General features: G+C 71.4%; 12 protein-coding genes. 7 read left to right on the top strand and 5 right to left on the bottom strand.

Annotated elements, in window-relative coordinates; all coding sequences use genetic code 11:
- Positions 1 to 192 precede the first annotated feature (192 nt).
- On the bottom strand, positions 193 to 1293 hold the full coding sequence (locus H6726_05060; protein ID MCB9657002.1) for an aminotransferase class I/II-fold pyridoxal phosphate-dependent enzyme: 1101 nt from the start codon (positions 1291 to 1293) through the stop codon (positions 193 to 195).
- Between the two features lie 114 nt (positions 1294 to 1407).
- Here H6726_05060 and H6726_05055 point away from each other — a divergent pair, with 114 nt between their 5' ends.
- Both H6726_05055 and H6726_05050 read left to right on the top strand, forming a co-directional pair.
- Entirely contained in the window at positions 1408 to 2079 is a 672-nt protein-coding gene (locus tag H6726_05055; GenBank protein MCB9657001.1) for a PspA/IM30 family protein, read from the top strand.
- Positions 2080 to 2087: 8 nt separating this feature from the next.
- Complete coding sequence (locus H6726_05050; GenBank protein MCB9657000.1) at positions 2088 to 4382, top strand: hypothetical protein; 2295 nt, start codon at positions 2088 to 2090, stop codon at positions 4380 to 4382.
- Between the two features lie 75 nt (positions 4383 to 4457).
- Here the strand turns inward: H6726_05050 and H6726_05045 are convergent, their stop codons facing one another.
- Complete coding sequence (locus H6726_05045; protein MCB9656999.1) at positions 4458 to 5204, bottom strand: SDR family oxidoreductase; 747 nt, start codon at positions 5202 to 5204, stop codon at positions 4458 to 4460.
- Positions 5205 to 5365: 161 nt separating this feature from the next.
- Between H6726_05045 and H6726_05040 the strand changes: the two genes are divergently transcribed.
- From H6726_05040 to H6726_05020, 5 genes are all read left to right on the top strand, one after another.
- Positions 5366 to 12937 (top strand): tetratricopeptide repeat protein, encoded by a 7572-nt coding sequence (locus tag H6726_05040; GenBank protein MCB9656998.1) that lies wholly within the window; start codon positions 5366 to 5368, stop codon positions 12935 to 12937.
- A gap of 78 nt (positions 12938 to 13015) precedes the next feature.
- Entirely contained in the window at positions 13016 to 14515 is a 1500-nt protein-coding gene (gene glpK / locus H6726_05035; protein MCB9656997.1) for a glycerol kinase GlpK, read from the top strand.
- Entirely contained in the window at positions 14512 to 15162 is a 651-nt protein-coding gene (locus H6726_05030; protein ID MCB9656996.1) for a hypothetical protein, read from the top strand. Before glpK ends, H6726_05030 begins: the two co-directional genes overlap by 4 nt.
- Before the next feature lie 12 nt (positions 15163 to 15174).
- Positions 15175 to 15864, top strand: a complete 690-nt coding sequence (locus tag H6726_05025) for a hypothetical protein (GenBank protein MCB9656995.1) — start codon at positions 15175 to 15177, stop codon at positions 15862 to 15864.
- Between the two features lie 95 nt (positions 15865 to 15959).
- On the top strand, positions 15960 to 16490 hold the full coding sequence (locus H6726_05020) for a hypothetical protein (protein MCB9656994.1): 531 nt from the start codon (positions 15960 to 15962) through the stop codon (positions 16488 to 16490).
- Positions 16491 to 16548: 58 nt separating this feature from the next.
- On the opposite strand, the gene H6726_05015 is transcribed toward H6726_05020, so the two are convergent.
- From H6726_05015 to H6726_05005, 3 genes are read right to left on the bottom strand one after another with little or no spacing between them, the layout of a single operon-like run.
- The gene (locus H6726_05015; protein MCB9656993.1) at positions 16549 to 16968 is read right to left on the bottom strand and encodes a YbgC/FadM family acyl-CoA thioesterase; all 420 of its coding nucleotides are present in this window, start codon (positions 16966 to 16968) and stop codon (positions 16549 to 16551) included.
- On the bottom strand, positions 16968 to 17201 hold the full coding sequence (locus H6726_05010) for an acyl carrier protein (GenBank protein ID MCB9656992.1): 234 nt from the start codon (positions 17199 to 17201) through the stop codon (positions 16968 to 16970). Before H6726_05010 ends, H6726_05015 begins: the two co-directional genes overlap by 1 nt.
- A 57-nt stretch (positions 17202 to 17258) precedes the next feature.
- A complete protein-coding gene (locus H6726_05005; GenBank protein MCB9656991.1) occupies positions 17259 to 18962 on the bottom strand; it encodes a fatty acyl-AMP ligase in 1704 nt (567 codons plus the stop codon).
- Positions 18963 to 19076: the final 114 nt, after the last annotated feature.

The raw sequence follows: 19076 nt of genomic DNA, 5'->3' as shown, positions 1-19076 counted from the left end.
CTCGGTCGCGCAGGCGCTCCCTGCGGTGCCTCCCCCATTGCGGCGCGCCAGGGCGCTTGCAATGGGGCCCCCCGACACCCGTGCCCGGAGCTCCCCCTCCCTCGGTGACGTGTCCTTGCCTATGGCGCGCGACGGAGTGCGGTGGACGCGCGAGGTCCGCTTTGCCGCGGGAGGTCCACCTGAGTGTGGGGCTCAGCGGGAGGCTCGGAGCGCTCGGAGGAGGGCTTGGTTCTCGTCGGGGGTGCCCACGGTGATCCGGATCAGGCCAGCGAGGCGTCCTCCGTACTTGTGGAAGCTGCGCACGGCGACGCCGCGGGCGAGGAGGTCTTCCGCGAGGCCCTGGCTGTCACCGTCGGCGACGCGCACCAGCACGAAGTTGGCCTCGGTGGGGTAGGGGGTGAGGCGTGGGTCGTCGCGCAGCCCGGCGACCAGCATGTCGCGCTCCGCGACGATGGCCGCGACCTGCTCGTCGAGGAGAGGGGCGAGCTCGGTGAGGGCCAGCTCGGCGGTGAGCTGCCCGAGGGCGTTCAGGTTGAAGGGCTGACGCACCTTCTCCACCTCGGCCGAGAGCTCCGAGTGCAGGCGCACCCAGCCCACGCGCGCTGCGGCGACGCCGATTTTGCTGAGGGTGCCGAGCAGGCCGACCTGGGGGTAGCGATCGCACCACCCGTAGAGCGACGTGGACGCGAACGGCCCGTAGGCCTCGTCCACGATGTGCAGGGTCTCGGGGAACGCTCGCACCAAACGCTCGAGGATGCCGTCGTCGAAGCGGTTCCCCGTCGGGTTGTTCGGGGTCGCGTAGAAGGCGAGGTTCGGCCGCTCTCGCTCGAACGCGGCGTGGAGCGCGGCCTCGTCCAGCTCGAAGTCGTCCGTCAGCGGCACCTCGACCGGATCGAGGCCCAGCGCGCGGGACGTGATGCCGTACATGACGAACGTCGGGACCGGGTAGAGGACCTTGGCCTGCGTGGCTCCTGCGCGCGGCTGCGAGCAGGCCGTCATGAGCATGGCGATGACTTCGTCGCTACCACAGCCGAGCACGTAGTCGTCCGGCTGCCCGCCGAGCTTGCGCGCCAACGCGTCCCGCACCCCCTGCGCGCGTCCGTCCGGGTAGCGGTGCAGCTCCACGTTCGCGAGCGCCTCGGACAGCCGCTCGCGCGCGGCCTGCGGGAGCGGCCAAGGGCTCTCGTTGGCGTCCAGCTTCACGGGCGGCGGCGCGGCGGGCACGCGATACGCGCTGAGGGCTCGGGTGGTGGCGGGGACCAGCGCGCACAGCGCGGCTATGGCATCGGACATGGCGCCTCGTTGTAACGCGGTGTGCACGGATCAGCGAGCCTCCGCGACCATTTACAGGCGTCGCGCATCATGGAACGATTCCGACAGCACGAACCTCTCGACCGGCGGAGCACCATGGGGATCTTCTCCCGACTCAATCAAGTCATCAAATCCAACCTCAATTCCATGCTGGACAACGCGGAGGACCCGGACAAGCTCATCTCGCAGACCGTGGTGGAGATGGAGGCCGAGGTGAAGCGCGCGAAGCGGGAGCTCATCTCCACGCTCGGCGCGTCGAAGCGCATCGAGAAGGAGCGAGAGGAGATCCAGAAGGAGGTGGCGGTATGGGAGGACCGCGCCGTGCTCGCGCTGCGCAACGGGGACGACGCGCTCGCGCGTGAGGCGCTGAAGCAGAAGGCGCGCCTCACCAAGAAGGCCGGCGAGGCTTCCGCCCGCGCGAACCAGCAGCTCGTGGCGGCCGACGAGATGCGCGACACCCTCGAGCGCGTCGAGCGCCAGATCGAAGACCTCAAGGCGCGCAAGGCGACCCTCGCCCAGCAGGTGCGGCGGGCTCGGGAGGTGCCGGGGGACAGCGCCTCCTCACGCCTCGGTGGAGGCACGTTCGACGAGCTGGAGCGCATGAGCGGGCGCATCGCGCAGCTGGACGCGGAGGTGGAGGCCCACGCCGTGCTCGAAGACCCTTCCCGGGCCGAGGTGGACGCCAAGTTCCGGCGCCTCGAGCGGGCGGGCGGGGATGGGGCCATCGAAGACGAACTCGAGGCGCTCAAGGCGCGCCTGCGCGACTGAGCCGACGCATGGAGTGTCTGGTCCTGTGGCATCGCGCCATCCCGGTGCTCGACGAGCAGGAGGAGAGCGGCGCGCACGACGCGTGGACCGACGACCTTGCCGCGCGCGCAGAGGACGCCGGGGGCCGCGTGGTGCTGCGCGTTGGTTCCACGCTGGCCGTGCTGTTCGAGATGCATGACGCGCACTCGGCCCTCAGCTGGGGGCTCGAGACGCTGCGGCGCGCCGACGCCCTCGACCCGAGCATGGCCGGTTTGCGCGTGGCGCTCGGGGTCGCCGTGGGCGAGGTGGAGCAGCGCGAGAACGGGCTCTCGGGGGCAGCCTTCGATCGCGCGCAGCTGCTCGCAAACCGAGCGCGTTTTGGCGAGCTGGTGCTCGATCCCGCCTGCCACGCCGTTGCGCGGGATGCGTTCTTGTTCGCGCGCACGGTCAACACGGGATCGGCTGGTCTGCGTGGTGACGCCATCGACCGCGAGCACCCCTTCCTGGCGGATTGCCGCGCCGGGCTCATGCACTTGCGTCAGCCGGGCCTGCTGGCGCCGATCGAGCACGCTTCGCGGTCCATCATCGCCAGCGCAGAGAAGCCAGGGAGTCTGCGCCTCGTGCTGCGAGGGCCAAGCGGCGCTGGCGCGCGACGGCTGTGCGCGCGGCTGATCGAAGCGCTGTCGGCTCCTCTCTCTCTGCACGTTTCGGGAGTGCCGGGAGGGCTCGAGCCGCTCGGCAGTCTCCGCTACGCCCTGCTGCACGCGTTCGGTACGGGAGACGCCGTCCTCTCGCGTTTCGCGGGTCTGACGCCCGTGGACCGAGAGGCGCTCCGGGCCCTCACCGAGGGTGAGGTCGTCAGCCTCGTCGACGCCACCACCCTCTTCGGCCGCATGCTCGCGCTGGTTGGCGCAGAGGGGGGCAAGCCGGTCATCCTCCTCGATCCGGTGGGCGGCATCGACCCTTCCACGGTGAAGCTGTTGAACGAGGCCATCGACCAGCCCGGCGCCGCCGCCGTGGTCGTCGTGCGGCTGTCCGAGGAGGGCCGCGTCCCCGCCGCGATCTCCGCCCGAGGCGTGATCGAGTCCACGTTGCCGCGGTTCAGCCCGTCTCTGGCTCGCACGCTGGCGGCGCAGGTGCTCGGCGAGCCCGAGGGGAGTGGGCTCGCGGCGCGCGTGGCCGCCATCGGCGGGGACACGCCGCTCGGGGTCATCGAGGCTGCCCGCTCGCTGGTCGCGGCCGGCGACCTGATCCACGAGCGTGGTCGCTTCCGTTTCCGGCTGTCACCGCCGACGGTGGACGGGGCCGTGCCCCTGGAGCGGCTCCTCGCCGACCGCCTCCGCAGCGTCGACCCCACGGCGTACCGCGTGCTCGAGACGGTCTCGTTGCTGCCGCAGGGGGCGGGAGACCGGGCGCTCGCGGCCATCGTCGCGCTCGACGGCGTCGCGGCCGATGAGCTGGAGGGTGCGGTCGCCGACCTCGCAGCGGCCTGGTTGCTCGAGCGCCGGACCGAGTGGCGTACTACCTCGGAGCAGCTGCGCCACGTGGTCCTCGGTGCCATGCCGCCCGCGCGACGCGCGGAGCTGTACCGGTTCGCCGCCGAGGCTGCCGCGGGTGTGCGCGCGGGCGTCTTCGCTGGCGTGAGCCTCGCCTACTTCCAAGCGGAGGGCGGCGACGTGGAGGCTGGCGCGCGTGGGCTCCTGACCGCGGCCGTCGCCGCGGCGGACACCCAGCACCTACGCGGTGCGCTGCGCCTTGCGGCTGCGGCGGTGCAATTCCTGCCGGACGACGACACGCGGCGGGTGGCCGCGCACGTCTCCCAGACCATCAAACGCCGCGAGCGCGAGGCGAACCCAGCGCGAACGTCGTTCGCGGGCGAGAGCATGGAGGTCAGCACGGTGGTCGGCGCGGCCGCGACGGTGCGGGCCATCGACGCCATCCAGGCGCGCGACTACGAGCGCGCGGAGCGGTACGTGGAGATGGGCATCGCTCAGGGCCGCAGCCTGGTCGCAGCCGATCGCATGCGGGTGGCCCTGGCCGTCCTGCGGGGCACGACGGATGCAGCGCGTGTGGCGTACGAGCACATGCTGCAACGCGGCGGCGGGGACCGGCCGGGCGAGCGCGCTCGCGCGGCGCTGACCCACGCGCTCTTGCTGCTGCAGGAGGGCGACACCAAGGCGGCGGTGCGAGAGTCGCTGCGCGCCTTGCAGGCGGCCAGGGCCGACGCCGACGCCCGCGGCGAGGCGGCCGCGTTGAAGACGCTGTCCGCCTGCTACCAGGTGCTGGCGCGCCCGGACGACGCGGCGGCGCTGTCCACGCATTGAGCCCACGCGCCCGCTTGCGGTGAGGGCTGCCGTCCTCCTGGTCGGACGCGCCCGGGCACCCGAGCGTGCCTCACCTCACCCCATGACGCCGCCGCCGTCCACGTCGATGGTTTGGCCGGTGAAGAAGTCACACTCGAGGATGAACTTCACCGCCATGAAGATGTCCTCTGGCTTCCCGATGCGCCCGAGCGGTACCGCGGCGCGCAGGCGTTCGAGCGCCTTCTCGTTCATGCCGGCCGTCATGGGCGTCTCGATCAGGCCGGGGGCGACGGCGCCCACGCGGATGCCGTAGCGAGAGAACTCGCGCATCCAGGTGCTCGTGTTCGCCGCCAGCGCGGCCTTGGCGGCCACGTAGTTGCTCTGCCCGCGGCTGCCATGTCGCGCGATGGACGAGATGTTGACGATCACGCCCGGCGTGACGTCGTGCTCCAGCATGTACGCCACGACCTCCTGGGCCATCATCGTCGCGCCGCTGAGGTTGACCGCCAGGACACTGTCCCAGTCTTTGCGGGACATGCGCTCGACCACGCCCTCGCGGTTCTTTCGGACGAGCAGCGCGTCGCGGATGATGCCCGCGTTGTTGACGAGCGCGTTGACACCGCCCATGGACTCCGCGGCCCAGGCGACGAACGCTGCGACGTCTGCGTCGCTCGAGACGTCGAGGCGTCGCCGGTGGACGCCCTCGGGGAGCTCGGCGAGGCCGGCTTCGTCCACGTCGCCAGCGGCGACCTGCGCCCCTAGCTCGTGCAAGCGTCGCGCGAAGTGCGCGCCCATTCCCCGGGCGGCGCCGGTGACGATGATCTTCAGGTCCGTGAGGTTCATGCACCGCCTTCTAGCAGAAATGAAGCGCCCGTCGTCGACGGTGAGCCAAGCACTGAACGCGCGTTGCGGGATGAGCGCTTCGTAATTTGCAGTTCGGTTTTGTTTCGACGTTGGTACCATCACGTCCCCCCAAGCGACTGCGCGTGCCCCGAAGAGGACTCATGGCGACTGAAGAGACGTTCGACGAATCAGCCAGCAACGACCCCACTTTCGTCGAGGCCAGCGTGGCCGCGCGTGCGAACCCGTCGGACGACGCCGCCTGGGACACCCTCGAGGACTGGGCCGGCGCGACGCAGCGCCCAGACGACGTGAGCGCCCTCTACCGCGCTGCGCTCAACGAGGTCACGAGCGCCGCCGTTGGGGGGCCGCTCGCGCAGCGCGCGCTCAACTTCCACGAGGAGTGGTTCGGGGAGGACGCGCCCCAGATCATCGAGGTGCTCGAGCGCGCCATGGTCGTCGACCCCGACGCTTCGGATTGGGCGTTCCAGCGGCTGACGGTCATCTACACGGGCGCGGAGCGCTGGGATGAGCTGTTCACCTTGTACGACCGCGCCATCGCCGCCAGCGGTGACGACCGTAAGGCGGTGCTGTTGGAGGAGGCCGCGCAGACCGCGAAGGACTTCGCCGGCCGCTCCGATCGGGCGGTGGACTTCTTGCGGCAGCTGCGTGCCCTCCGGCCCGACGACGCGGGCGTCGCCGCGAACCTCGAGCGCCTGCTGGAGCGCGCGGAGCGCTGGGCGGACCTGATCGAGTTCTGGCGCGCCACCCTTTCGGCTCGTACCCGGGACGACGCTCACGCGCTGCGCATGCGTATTGCGAGCACCTACCTCGACAAGCTGGCCGACGCCGCCGGCGCCCTGCGCGAGATCAAGGCGCTGCTCGCGGACGAACCGTCGGACGCCAGCCCTGCCGTCGCGACGCTCGAGCGCGTCGTCGCCGACGACTCCGGGGACACCGAGGTTCGCCGCGAGGCGCTCCAGAGCCTGAAGGACCACTACACGGCCGAAGGGCTCACCGCGGACGTCGTGCGCACCCTGGACCTGGCTCTCGCGCTCGCCGCCGAAGACGACCGCGCAGCGTTGCACAAGGAGGCGGGCCAGAGGCTAGAGGCGCAGGGGCGGAACGACGAGGCACTCGCTCACTACGCCGACGCCGTCCTGCTGGCCCCCAAGGACGCGGTCGCGCGCGAGAAGCTGCGCGCGTTCGGCGAGCAGCTCGGCGCCGTGCCGCGCGTAGTCGCCGTGTTGTCCGAGGTGGCCGAGAGTACGGAGGACGCCACCCTCCGCACCGCGCTGCGCGTCGAGTCGGCAGAGCTGCTGCGCGCGGCAGGAGACGTGGGCGGTGCGACCGCGCTGCTGGAGGCGGTGCTGGTCGAGCCCGCCCTCGAGCCGTCCACGGCGCTCACCTGCGCGCGCAACCTCAGCGCGCTGTACGCGCTCGCGGGACGTGACGAGGAACACCTGACCGCACTGGAGCGCCTGGCCGGCCTCGAGACCGAACCCGCTGCCCAGCGGAAGGTGTGGGGCGAGGTCGCCAGGGTCGCGGAGACGCAGGGGGCGCCCGACCGCGCGCTGCGGGCGTACGAAGCGGCGCTGGCGCTCGATCCGTCGGACGCCCAGGCGCTCGCAGCCATCGTGGACGTCCTGTCGGCGCAGGAGCGTTGGCCCGAGCTGGTGTCCGCGCTGCGCCGCCGGAGCGCAGGTGGCACGGGCTGGCAACAGCGCCAGGACCTCGTGCGGATCGCAGACATCCAGGCCACCCACTTGGACGCGCCCGCAGACGCCATCGCGACTTGGAAAGAGGTCAGCGAGACCTACGGCGAGTCCGCCGACGTGGTGGATGCGCTCTCCGAGCTCTACACGCGCACGGAGGCTCACTCCGCCCTCGCCGAGCTCTTGAGCCGGGCCGCCGAGCGCGAGGACGCGCACCTCGCCGCCGTGCGGTGTCGCCTGGGCGAGACCTACTTCACCCAGCTGGGCGACGCTCCGCTGGCGCTCGCCGCCTACCGACGCGCGCTGCTGGCCGACCCCATCAACGAGAGCGCGCGCCGCGGGCTCGCCATGCTCTCCGAGGACCCGACCGTCAAGGCCGACGCCGTGCGCGGGCTCGCGCGCTCCTATGAGCTGGCGGACGAGTGGGAGCCGCTGCTCGCGCTGCTGGATCAGCGCTTGGCGCTGGCGAGCGGAGACGACCAGGTGGTCGAGTTGCTGACGGAGGCTGCGACCCTGCAGGAGCAGCGCGCTGGCGCAAAGGCGGCTGCGTTGAGTTCCATGTGTCGCGTCCTCGAGCTTCGGCCCTTCGACCGCCGCGTCGAGGCAGAGGTACGGCGACTCTCCACCGAGGCGGAAGCGCCGCTCGCGGCGGCGACCGCGTTCGAAGCGGCGGCGCAGCGCGTCGACGAGGACCCAGACCGCCGCGCCGCGCTCCTCGAGCAGGCCGCGGCGTTGTTCGAGTCGATGGGCGATCACGCCGCCGCGCTGGGCGCGTATACGGGCGCGCTGTCGGCCATGCCGCGCAGCGCGGCGTATGCGGACGCCGTCGTGCGGCTCGGGCCGCTCGCAGGCGAAGGCTCCGAGGACGTCGTCGAGCTGGCCTTGCAGGCGGTGTGCGAGGGTGAGCCCCCCACGGGCCACCTCCGCCTGCTCGCGGGGTTGCAGCGGCGTGCGCCTGGAAGGCCCCTCTTCGACACGCTGATGAGGCTCGCGGAGCGCGACGCGGCCGACCTCTCCGTGCTCCTCGAGGCGGCGCGCTTGGCGGACGAGACGCTCGCGGACGCTGCCCTCGCGCGCAGCACGTACGAGGCGCTGTACGAGCGCTCGGTCGGGCTCGTGCGCCGTGCGGGCTCCGCGGGAGCGGCGGACGCCGTCGCGGCGGCGTCGACCGCCATCGAGCGGCTCGTCGCCCTGTACCGCGACGCGTCCGCCACTGGCGAGCAGATCGCCATCCAGCTCGAGGCGGCCAAGCTGCCCTTGGACGAGGCGACCCGCCTCCAGTATCGGCGCGACGCAGCGGCGCTGGCGGCCGAGAGCGGTGACCGGGACACCGCGATCGAGCAGTACCGGCTCGTGCACGCCGCGGCGCCCGCAGACACCCAGACCACCGACGCCCTCAGCGCGTTGCTGACCGACGCGAAGCGCCACCCCGAGTTGCTGGAGCTATGCCAGGAGGAGCTCGGGACGACGCAGGATCAGGCGCGTCGCCTTCACCTGCGCCTCGAGATCGCGCGCCTCGTGGCGGCCATCGAAGCGAGCGGCGGGCGCCTCGAGGCTCTCCGCAAGAACCTCGAAGAGGTCCCGGGGCACGAGGCGTCCATCGCGATGCTTGCGTCCGTCTACGAAGCTCAGGGCCGTCACGAGGATCTGGCCGACATGCTCGCCGCGCAAGCCAATCAGGCCGACAGCGAGCGCGCGCGCGGGCTCTTCGAACGCGCCGCGCGCATCGCGGAGCAGCAGCTGCACGACGACGAGCGAGCGCTCGAGAACTACCGACGGGTGGTGGAGCTCTCGCCGTCGCCGGAGGCGCTGGACGCCCTCTCCCGCATCCATGAGGGCCGCGAAGAGTATGCGGCCGCTGCCCGCTGGCTGGAGCGCCGCCTGGGGCTGGCGTCCGACGCCGAGAAGGCCGCCATCAGCCTGCGCTTGGCGAAGGCCCTGTTCCACGCTGGGCGCGACGAACGGGCGGCCGAGGTGCTCGAGGCGGCTCGCGCTCAGGCTCCCCAGAACGCGGAGATCCACGTGCTGCTGGCGAACCACTACCGCAAGGCAGACGCGCTGGAGCCGTTGGCGCGCCTCATCTCCGACGCGGCCCTCGGGACCCAGGACACCGCAGCTGCGCTCGTCTACGTGCGCGAGGCGGCGGAGCTGTTCTGTGACCGTCTGGGCACTCCCGCGGCGGCGATCGCCGTGCTCACGCGGGGTGTGGAGCTGGACCCCGAAGACAAGGACCTCGCTCTGAAGCTGGCCGATGGGCTGCGGGAGGCGGGGCAGCTGGACGCCGCTCGCGCCACGCTCGAGGCGTTGGTCGAGTCCTATGGTCGCCGCCGCAGCGCGGAGCGCGCGGCCGTTCACCATCGCCTCGGCCTCGTCGCCCGCGAGCAGGGGGACCTGCCCGCAGCCATCGAGCAGCTGGAGCTGGCCACCAAGATGGCGATGGCCAGCGCGCCCATCTTGCAGACGCTCGGCGACCTGGCACGCGAGGCTGGCGATCTCGACCGAGCGGAGAAGGCGTATCGGACGCTGCTCATGGCGGTCCGTCGCCGCGGAGCGGACGAGGTCGTCGATGTCGGGGTCGGCGAGGTCCTGTTCGAGCTCCACGCCATCGCGGCGGCCCGCTCGGACGAGACGCAGGCGCTCGAGCTGCGCGACAGCGCGTTGGAAGCGGCCGCAAGCAGCGACGCCGAGGCGCTGCGCTTCGGCGAGGCGCTCGTGGCGCGCGGCGACGCCACGTTGGCGCTCGAGGGCCTGCGGCGACGCAGCGCGACCGTCGATGAAGGGGAGGGTAGCGCTGCCAGCGTCGCTGCCCTCCGGGCGGCTCTCGGCGACGTCCTGGCCGGCCCGCTCGGGCGCGGCGAGGAGGCCCTCTCCGAGTACCTGCGCGCGCTGGCTGCCGACTCCGGCGCGGCGGCGCTACACAAGAAGACGCGTGTGCTCGCGCGCGATCTGGGCAAGACCGACCTCTACGTCGCCGCGCTGGAGAGCAGCGTGGACGCGTGCCGTCGGGCGGAGGATGCGGAGCACTCGGGCGACCTGTTGCTGCGGCTCGGACGCGTGATGGCCGAGGACCTGGGCCAGCCTGCGAGCGCCGCAGAGACGTTCCGCCGCGCCGAGGAGGCGTTGACGGACCCGACACGAGCCTGGTTGGCCTTGGCGCGACTCGAGGATGGCGCGGGCGATCTGAGGGAGCAGACGAGGGTGCTCGAGGCGCTCGTCGAGGCCGAGTCGGTCCCGCAGGTGGACCGCGTGGACGCGCTGTACCGCCTCGCGGCGATCGAGCTCGGGGACGACGGCGACGCCGAGGGTGGTGTCGTGAACCTGCGTCGCGCGTTCTCGCTCGATCCCCGGTACGATCAGGCGGTCACGCTGCTCTCGACGGCGGCACGACGGGATCCTGCCGTCCACGGCGTCATGAGCTTCTATGAAGAGGTGGCCCGCGGGTCGGGGGACGAGCAGGCGGTGCTCGAGTTCCTGAGCCTGCGCGCGACGCTCCCCGACGCGACGCTCGCGCAGGTCCGCGAGGGGGTCGAGCGGGCTACGAACGCCGAAGACGTGGAGCGACTCGAGGCCTTCCTGGCACGCGCCGTCGCCATCGCGCGAGCGTCGGAGGACAGCGCGGCCGTGCGCTGGGCGCTCCTGTCGACAGCCGACCGTCGTCAGGCTCGCGGCGATGTGCGTGGCGCGCTCGAGAGCCTCAAGGAAGCCGCAGCGTCGGCCGAGGGAGACGAGGCTCGCGACCTGCGGCTGCGCGTCGCGACCGCGGCTCGGCAAGACGGCGGGGATCTCCGGCTGGCCGCCGAGGCCTACGAGCAGCTCCTCGTGGACGATCCGATGGAGGTCACCCTGTGGGAGCCGCTGCTCGAGGTGTACGCTCAGCTCGACGAAGCCGACCGGCTGAACGACCGCGTCAGCTCGCTGATCGACGGCCTCCTTTCGCCGCAGCTGCGCAACCGCGCGCGCATGATCAAGGGGCGCTACCTCGCGCGACTCGAGGGGCGTGAGTACGACGCCGTGGACGTGCTCCGCAACGTGCTCGACGAAGAGCCCGACCACAGCGAGGCCGCGACCCTCCTCACCACGCTGTACGAGCGCTCGGGCTACGACGAGGACCTGGTGGAGCTGCTGCACCGACAGCTCGACGTCGCGCGCGACAACGGCGACACGGAGGTCATCGCCAACGCCAGCCTGAAGCTGGGCGGCCTGTTGGAGAAGGTCGAACGCGTCGACGCGATGGAGGTGTATCGCCGCGCTCTCGAGTGGGTGCCGAGTGAGCGCCCCATCATCGAGGCGCTGTTGCGCTTGCACGGCGAGAACGACGACCCCCGCGAGCTCACGGAGCTCCGTGAGCGCTTGCTCGCCACCGAGACCGGCGCGGCGGCCTCCGCCCTGGCGCGTCAGGTCTACGCCGAGTGGCAGGCGCTCGGGGACGAGGCGGGCATGCGTCGCGCGCTGGAGGGCGGGTATCGCGGGAACCCGGGCGACGGCTCCATTCGCATGGAGCTCGAGCACTGGTATCGCGAGCGCGGCGAGTACGAGGGTCTCGCGAACTACCTGGCGGCGGAGGCCGCGCGCGTCGAGGACGACCCCGAGACCTCGCGGGCGTTGCTGCTCGAGGCCGCGTCCATCCAGCGTGACCAACTCGGCAACCCGGCTGGAGCGGTCGACGTGCTGCGCGTGGCCTATGCGGCCTCGCGATCGCTCGCCATCTTGCGGGAGCTCGTGCAGAGCCTCGAGGCGGCCGGTGACGTGGATGGCGCCGTGCGCGAGGTGGCGGGAGCGCTGGAGCGGCACCAGGAGAGCGAGCAGCGCGACGCCAAGCTCGTGGCGCTGCTGCGTATGCGCGCCACCCTCAGCCTGTCGCGCAACGACGCGGCTGCGGCCGTGGACGACCTGGAGGCGGCGCTCACGGCCAGCCAGGACCTCCACGAAGCCGAGCTGGCCGCAGAGGTCCAGACGGCGCTCGTCGGCGCGCTCGTGACGGCTCGCGACGAGTCCGTCGGCCGTGGCGACGACGCCACACGCCGCGCCGCGACGCTGCGCTTGGTGGAGCTCTACGCGCCCGTCGACGCCCCAGCGGCGCGGGAAGAGCTCGCCGCCTGGGTCGAGCATGACGCGACCGACCGTGAAGCGCTGCTCCGCCTGCGCGACATGGACGTCGCGAGCGAGCGTTGGGACGGCGTGGCTCACGACTGTGCGCGGCTGCTCGGAGTGACCGAGGGGCAGGAGCAGGTCGACGCTGCGTTGCTCCTCGCGGACTCGTCCGAGCGCGCGGGCGTGCCGCAGTACGCCAAGGAGGGGCTCGAGTACGTGTGCAGCGTACAGCCGGGCATCCCCGCCCTGGTGGAGCGCCTGCGTGCGCTGTACGAGGCCATCGGTGCCTACCGCGAGCTGGCCGACATGCTGCTGGTCGACGCCGAGGGCGCGCCCGAGGACGAGCGCTTCGAGCTGTTCCGCCGCGCTGGGCGACTGCTGATCGACGGACTCGGGGACGCCCACGCGGCCATCCCGGCGCTCGAGGCGGCTGCGCACATCCGGCCCGACGACCACGAGACGACGCTCTTCCTGGCCGACGCCTACATGTCGCACGACCGCCAGGCAGACGCTGGGGCGTTGCTCGAGGCCGCCATCGCGCGCCAGACCCGGCGCCGTACGCCGGAGCTCGCCGAGCTCCAACACCGGATGGCGAAGCTGGCCATCGCGGCGGAGGAGCGCGTCCTCGCGATGCAGTGGCTGCAGGCCGCCATCGAGAGCGACAAGAACAATGGTCAGATCGCGTCCGAGCTGTCCATGTTGTCCATGGAGTTGGGTGACCTCGACACCGCCCTCAGCGCGCTGCGGGCGGTGACGCTGGCCAAGACGCAGGGCGAGATGTCTCGCGCCATGGCGTTCCTCTATCAGGCGCGCATCGCACACGACCGAGGCGAGGCGCGTCGCGCGCTGTTGTGGGCGCGCAAGGCGAAGTCCGAGGACCCCGACCTGCAAGCGGCGAGCGACTTCCTGGCCGAGCTCGGCGAGTCCTGACCCAAGCCGGCAGCCGCAGATACACAGCGCCGAGAGCGGTTCCGCAATCGCTCCCGGCCTGCTAGGCTATCGGCCTATATGCCGGGCTTCATCTTGTCGATCGACCAGGGTACGACTGGTTCGACGGTCGTCGTATTGTCCGAGGACGCGCGCGTTCTCGGACGGGCGAACCGTGAATTCTCCCAACACTATCCTCAGCCGGGCTGGGTGGAGCACGACCTCGCCGAGATCTGGCGCAGCGTGACCGAGGCGTCCGCCGAGGCCCTCGCGCGCGCGGAGGTGCAGGGCCACCAGTGTCTCGCCATCGGTATTACCAACCAGCGGGAGACCACGGTGGTGTGGGATCGCGCGACCGGGCAGCCCATCCATCGCGCCATCGTCTGGCAGGACCGGCGCACGGCGCCTGCGTGCGAGGCGCTGCGTGACGCAGGTCACCTCCCGCTCTTCCGCGCGCGGACAGGCTTGGTGCTGGACCCATACTTCAGCGGCACCAAGGTGGCGCACATCCTCGACTCCGTCCCTGGGGCGCGAGCGCGCGCGGAGGCCGGGGAGCTGGCGTTCGGCACGATCGACTCGTGGCTGGTTCATCGGCTCACGGGTGGCGCGGTCCACGTGACCGACGCTACCAACGCGTCGCGCACGCTGCTCTTCGACATCCACCGCGGTGTCTGGGACCAAGAGCTGGCGGGCCTCCTGCGTGTGCCCATGTCGATGTTGCCCGAGGTGCGCTCTTGCTCCGAGGTGTATGGCGTGACCAAGGGCGTGCCCGCCATGGCGGATGGCATCCCCATCGCGGGCATGGCCGGCGACCAGCAGGCAGCGCTCTTCGGTCAGACGTGCTTCGACGTGGGGGACGCCAAGTGCACCTACGGCACAGGCGCCTTCATCCTCATGAACACGGGCAAGACGGCGGTGCCCTCGGAGCACGGCCTGCTCACTACGGTCGCGTGGCGTCTGGGCGACGAGACCTTCTACGCCCTCGAAGGCAGCGCGTTCATCGCGGGGGCTGCGGTGCAGTGGCTGCGTGATGGCCTGGGCGTCATCGCGAGCGCTGCGGACATCGAGGCGCGCGCGCGCGAGGTGGAGAGCGCGGGTGACGTGGTCTTCGTTCCCGCCCTCGCGGGCCTCGGTGCGCCGCACTGGGATCCTCACGCGCGAGGTCTCATCTACGGACTCACGCGGGACACCAACGTCGCGCACCTGTGCCGGGCCACGCTCGACGGAATCGCGTACCAGATCATGGACTTGGTCCGCGCCATGGAGCAGGACGCGGGCAAGAGCCTGGCGCGCCTGCGCGTCGACGGCGGAGCGTGCAACAACGACCTACTCATGCAGTTCCAGTCCGACATGCTCGATGCGCCCGTCGATCGCCCGGTCATGACCGACACCACCGCGCTCGGCGCGGCCTACCTCGCGGGGCTGGGCGTGGGGCTCTTCGAGAGCCTCGACGACATCCGGGCCGCGCACGCCATCGACCGAAGCTTCGACCCGGCGATGGCAGCGGACGAACGCGCAGCCCGTGACGCGCGTTGGCAGGGAGCGGTGCTCCGCGCTCGCAGCGATCGAGGTGCGTCGTGAGCGTCGAGCAGACCAACCCGCCGGTCGTGCCCGTCGCCTGGGAGGCGCTCGAGGATGCGTTCGAGAACAACTCGCCGGAGGTGCACAGCTATCTGCAGCTGGAGTCGGGCGAGGTGCTCCGCATCGTCGACGGAGTGGCCGATCCGGCCATGCACGCCCGTGTCATCGCGGACCCGCTCTATCTCCGCATCGACCCCGTCTCGTCCCGCGAGCAATACCGCTGGATGGAGCGCTTCATCGCCACGGTGGACGACCTCGATCTGCGCCACAATCTACTCGCCGCCATCGACGGCAAGGGCGCGTTTCGTCGCTTCAAGGACGCGCTCATGGGGCACCCCGTGGATCGCGAGCGCTGGTTCACGTTCCGCTCGGAGAGGCTGCGCGCTTGCATGGAGGCGTGGCTCACGACGCACGGGATCACCGCCGCCGAGCGCCCCGCGTGGCGCGTCCCCGAGGGCTCGACGGTCGCGTTGGATGGGGCTCCAATCGAGCTTGGCGACGTGAGCGCCGATGCGGCAGGGGGGGGGCGGACCGTGTCTTCCGTCATCGCCTCCCTCACGCCCAGCGAGAGCGACATGGTGCTCGCGTTCGCGGCGTTCCTCATCTCGCGCCGGCCGCGGGCGCAGGCGGGCGCGGGAGACGAGTGAGTGCGCGCGGGGGTGCGCCGCCGCTGCCTGGTCGTCGCGCTCGGGGTGCTGATCCCGACGTTCGGCGCTGCGACGGGCGTCCGCGCACAGACCGCCCACCGCGTCGAAGGCATCGCCGCAGTGGTCGGTGACACTGGCGCCACGCAGACGATTATCCTGCGCAGCGACGTGGACCTGCGTGCCCGCATGCACCTCGCGGGCAGCCGGGACGACGACACGCTGCCCCTCGGCCCCTTGCCCCAGGAGTTGCTGGTCGCGACGCTCGACGAGCTCGTCGGGGAGACGCTGATCGCCATGGAGGCGGCGCGCGTGCAGATCGGGGCGCCCACCGAGCGAGACATCGCGCGGGAACGTGCGCGGCTCACGACGCTCTCGGGTGGGCCACAGCGCCTTGGACAGCTGCTGGCGGCTCTGGGCGCCGACCCCGCCGAGATCGAGGAGGCGGCCGTGCGTCGCGCGAGCGTCGCGGTTTTCCTCGTGGCGAACCTGGACGCAAGCGTCCCTTCGGAGGCGGAGGTCGAGCGTGTGTACGCCACCGGCCAGCATCCGTTCGTGGACCTGGCGCTCGAAGACGTGCGTGAGCCGCTGCGCGCCTACATCATGCAGGCGCGCCTCGAAGGGGCCGTCGCGCGCTGGGTGCGCACGCTCCGCGACCGCGTCTCCGTACGGCCGCACCCCGACTTCGAGCGCGCCGCGGAGTAACGCAGCCCATCGGCGGCCGCGATACACGCGGGTGGAGGTGGAGCCGGCGATTGCGCTAGGCTGCGCGGATGAGACGGAAATTCATGCCCCTCCCGATGCGTCAAGCTCCATGCGGTGTCCGCGCTCGCGTACCAGGCCATGGCGCCGCGCTGCTCGCGAGCGTTCTGTGCGTGTTGCCGAGCGCGGGGCTCGTGGGCTGCGGGAGCGATTCCACCCCCGAGGCGTCGTCCGGCGCCCCCTCGGCGCCAGCGACCGTCCCGGCCACGGTGCCTCCAGCGCTGGGTGGGGGCACGGCGACAGCGCCTACCCCGACGGACGCCCTCCCCGAGCCGGTACCGCCTGCGTCGTGGAACACCACGCTGGGCGAGCTGACGGTCGACGGCGTGACGGTGCGTGATGTGTCTGCGACCTGCGGGATGTTCGCGATGATGCCCGTCGTGCAGGTCATCGCGGGCGCGACGGCGAGTTGCGCCGACCGCGCTGGGGTGACGGTGGCCGCCTCCTTCGAGGGTGGCCAGCTGCGCGCCGTCTCCGTGACCGGGGCCGGCGCCGACTGTGTGCGCAGGGCGGTAGTGGCCGCGTCGACCGGGGTGAGCTGCCAATTCCAGCTGACGTTCGGCGGCTGACGCACGCCACGCCCCCGGCGCCTGGCGCTCGACGCGGCTCGGGGGTCGAAGGTCTGGCTCAGGGCCGACAGGCGAGCGCGACCTCGGGGGGCAGCCGGATGGCCCGCATCTTCTCGAGGTCGATGCACGCCAGCGTGAGCTGCGCCTCCAGCAGCAACACGTCACCGCACAGCACCCGGTAGTCGAACAGCATCGTGGCGCGCTGCGTCTCGACGCGCACTTCGATGTCCAGCAAGTCGTCGAAGCGTGCGGGCCGCAAGAAGCGCATGGTCGCGCGTGCGACGGCCATGCCGATGCGCTGACCATGCTCGAGCGCCGCGAAGTCCAGGCCACGCTGCCGGAGGTAGTCCGCGCGCGCGTCCTCGAGGTAACGCATGTACACCGCGTGGTGGATGACGCCGCTCTGGTCGGTGTCGCCGTACCCGGTGCGCAGGCGGTAGACGTGCGGCGCCGCGGACGGCGATGTGGACGCGCTCATCAGGCGGCGAGCTTCGCGCGGACCTTCTCGTAGACCGCGTTGAGCGTGACCAGGTCCTGGAGCTCCTCTTCGGGCATGCTGATGCCGTACTTGCGCTCCACGTCCGCGACGATCTCGATGGCCATCATGCTGTCGATGCCGAGGTCGGCGAACTTGGCGTCGTCCGGCACGTCGTCGATCTCGGCCACCTCGGCGACGATCTCACGGAGGGCATCTTTGAGTTCCTGGGACATGGTTCGTTCGCTTTCCTGGTCTCTCGGGGTCTCACGGCGCCGCAGCGGCGGGCGCGGTCATTCTGCGGGGTGCTCGGGCAGCTGGCCAGCTTCGAACAGCTGCTTCGTCTTGCGGCGCTGCGCCTTGCCACTGCTCGTCTTGGGCAGCTCGCCCAGCGGCACGATCGCGATGTGTCCCGGCACCAGCCCGAACTCCTCCGACACGCGGCGCTTGATCTGCTCCTTGAGCTCGGCCGCGTCCGCGCGGTTGGCCTCGGCGGCCACCACCAGGGCCTCCTGCCCGTCCATGTCCACGGAGAACGCGAAGACATTGCCGCGGCGGATGCCGGGCAGCTCGCCCACGGACCACTCGATGTCCTGCGGGTAGTGGTTCGCCCCGCGGATGATGATCAGGTCCTTCAGGCGGCCGCAGATGTAGAGGTTCCCCTCGGCGATGTACCCGAGGTCTCCGGTCTGGAGCCACCCGTCGATCAGCGCCTCCCGTGTCGCGTCCTCGTTCTCGAAGTAGCCGGGCGTCACGCTGGGGCCGCGTGTCACCACCTGGCCTACCTGTCGTTCGGGGAGCGGGTTGCCCGCCTCGTCCACGATGCGCAGCTCGTGCCCGGGGAACGGCACGCCGCAGCTCATCAGCTCGAGCACGGCCGGGTCGTCCGGGTTCGCGCCGGGAGCCGCTGGTGTGGCGCGCCCCTCGCGCATCGCGGCGGCGTCCACCAGGTCGGTGACCATGTCGGTCCCGCACGGATGGAACGTGATGGCCAGTGTGCTCTCGGCCATGCCGTAGCTCGGCAGGAAGGCGTTGGCGCGGAACCCAGCGGGGGCGAAGCGCTCGGCGAAGGCGCGCAGGGTCTTGGGGCGGATGGGCTCCGCGCCGCTCCCGACCACGCGGAGGCGGCTCAGGTCCAGCGCGGCCAGGTCCTTGTCCTTCACGCGTTTCACCACCAGGTCGAACGCGAAGTTCGGCGCGTAGGTGATGGTGCCGCCGATGCGGCTGATGGTCTCGAGCCACAGCCCGGGTGCGCGGGCGAAGAGCTCGGTGGGCAGGATGGTGGGTGGGATGTCGAACAGCAGGGTCGCCAGCACGAAGCCGATCAAGCCCATGTCGTGGTAGAGCGGCAGCCAGCTGACGGCCTTGTCCTGGTCGTTCCGCTTCAGGCCGTGCTCGTTCATGAACGACTGCGTGTTGGCCACCAGGTTGCGGTGGGTCACCACCACGCCCTTGGGCTTGTTCGTGGAGCCGCTGGTGAATTGCAGGAAGCACGTGTCGTCGTGCGTGACGGTGGGCAGCGACCAGCCCGGCGGCGGCACGGGGTCGGCCTCGAAGGCGTGCGTCACGTCCAGGATCTGCTCGACCCCGCAGTCGTGCTCGCGCACGCGCTCGACCACGCTCTGGTTGGCCTCCATGCAGAACACCACGCGCGAGCCGGAGGTGGCGATGATGTGCGCGAGGATGTCGACGTAGGCGTCGGCGTTCTTGAAGCTGGCGCGAGGGAAGATGGGCACCGGCACGACCCCCGCGAACACCGCGCCCAGGAACGTCAGCACGAACTCGTGCGGCTCGGGGAGGACGAGCGCCACGCGCTGCCCTTTGACGAGCCCAAGCTCGGCCAGCTTCGCGGCGCGGCGCTGAGCTTCGGCCTCCATGGCCTCGTAGGGGTAGTAGCGCTCCGTCCGGTCGCGACCGATGAACGTGAAGCCGCGGCCCTCGCCTCGCGGGAGGCGGGCCAGCGTGCTGACCAGCGTGAGCGTTTCGTCGAGCTGCATCGTGGGGGCGTCATAGGGTGCCGCCGCGCGGGCTGTCAAGCGGAGCGTGCCCACGCTCCGGACGCAGGAAGTGCCTGAAAAAAAGGCCGATCGGCCAGACGAAAACCGACCGCG

This window comes from Sandaracinaceae bacterium, assembly GCA_020633055.1.
Classification (GTDB): Bacteria; Myxococcota_A; Polyangia; order Polyangiales; family Houyiibacteriaceae; genus JADJJE01.
The sequence above is the reverse complement of the archived record's forward strand: the minus strand, read 5'-3'. Positions and strand labels throughout refer to the sequence as shown.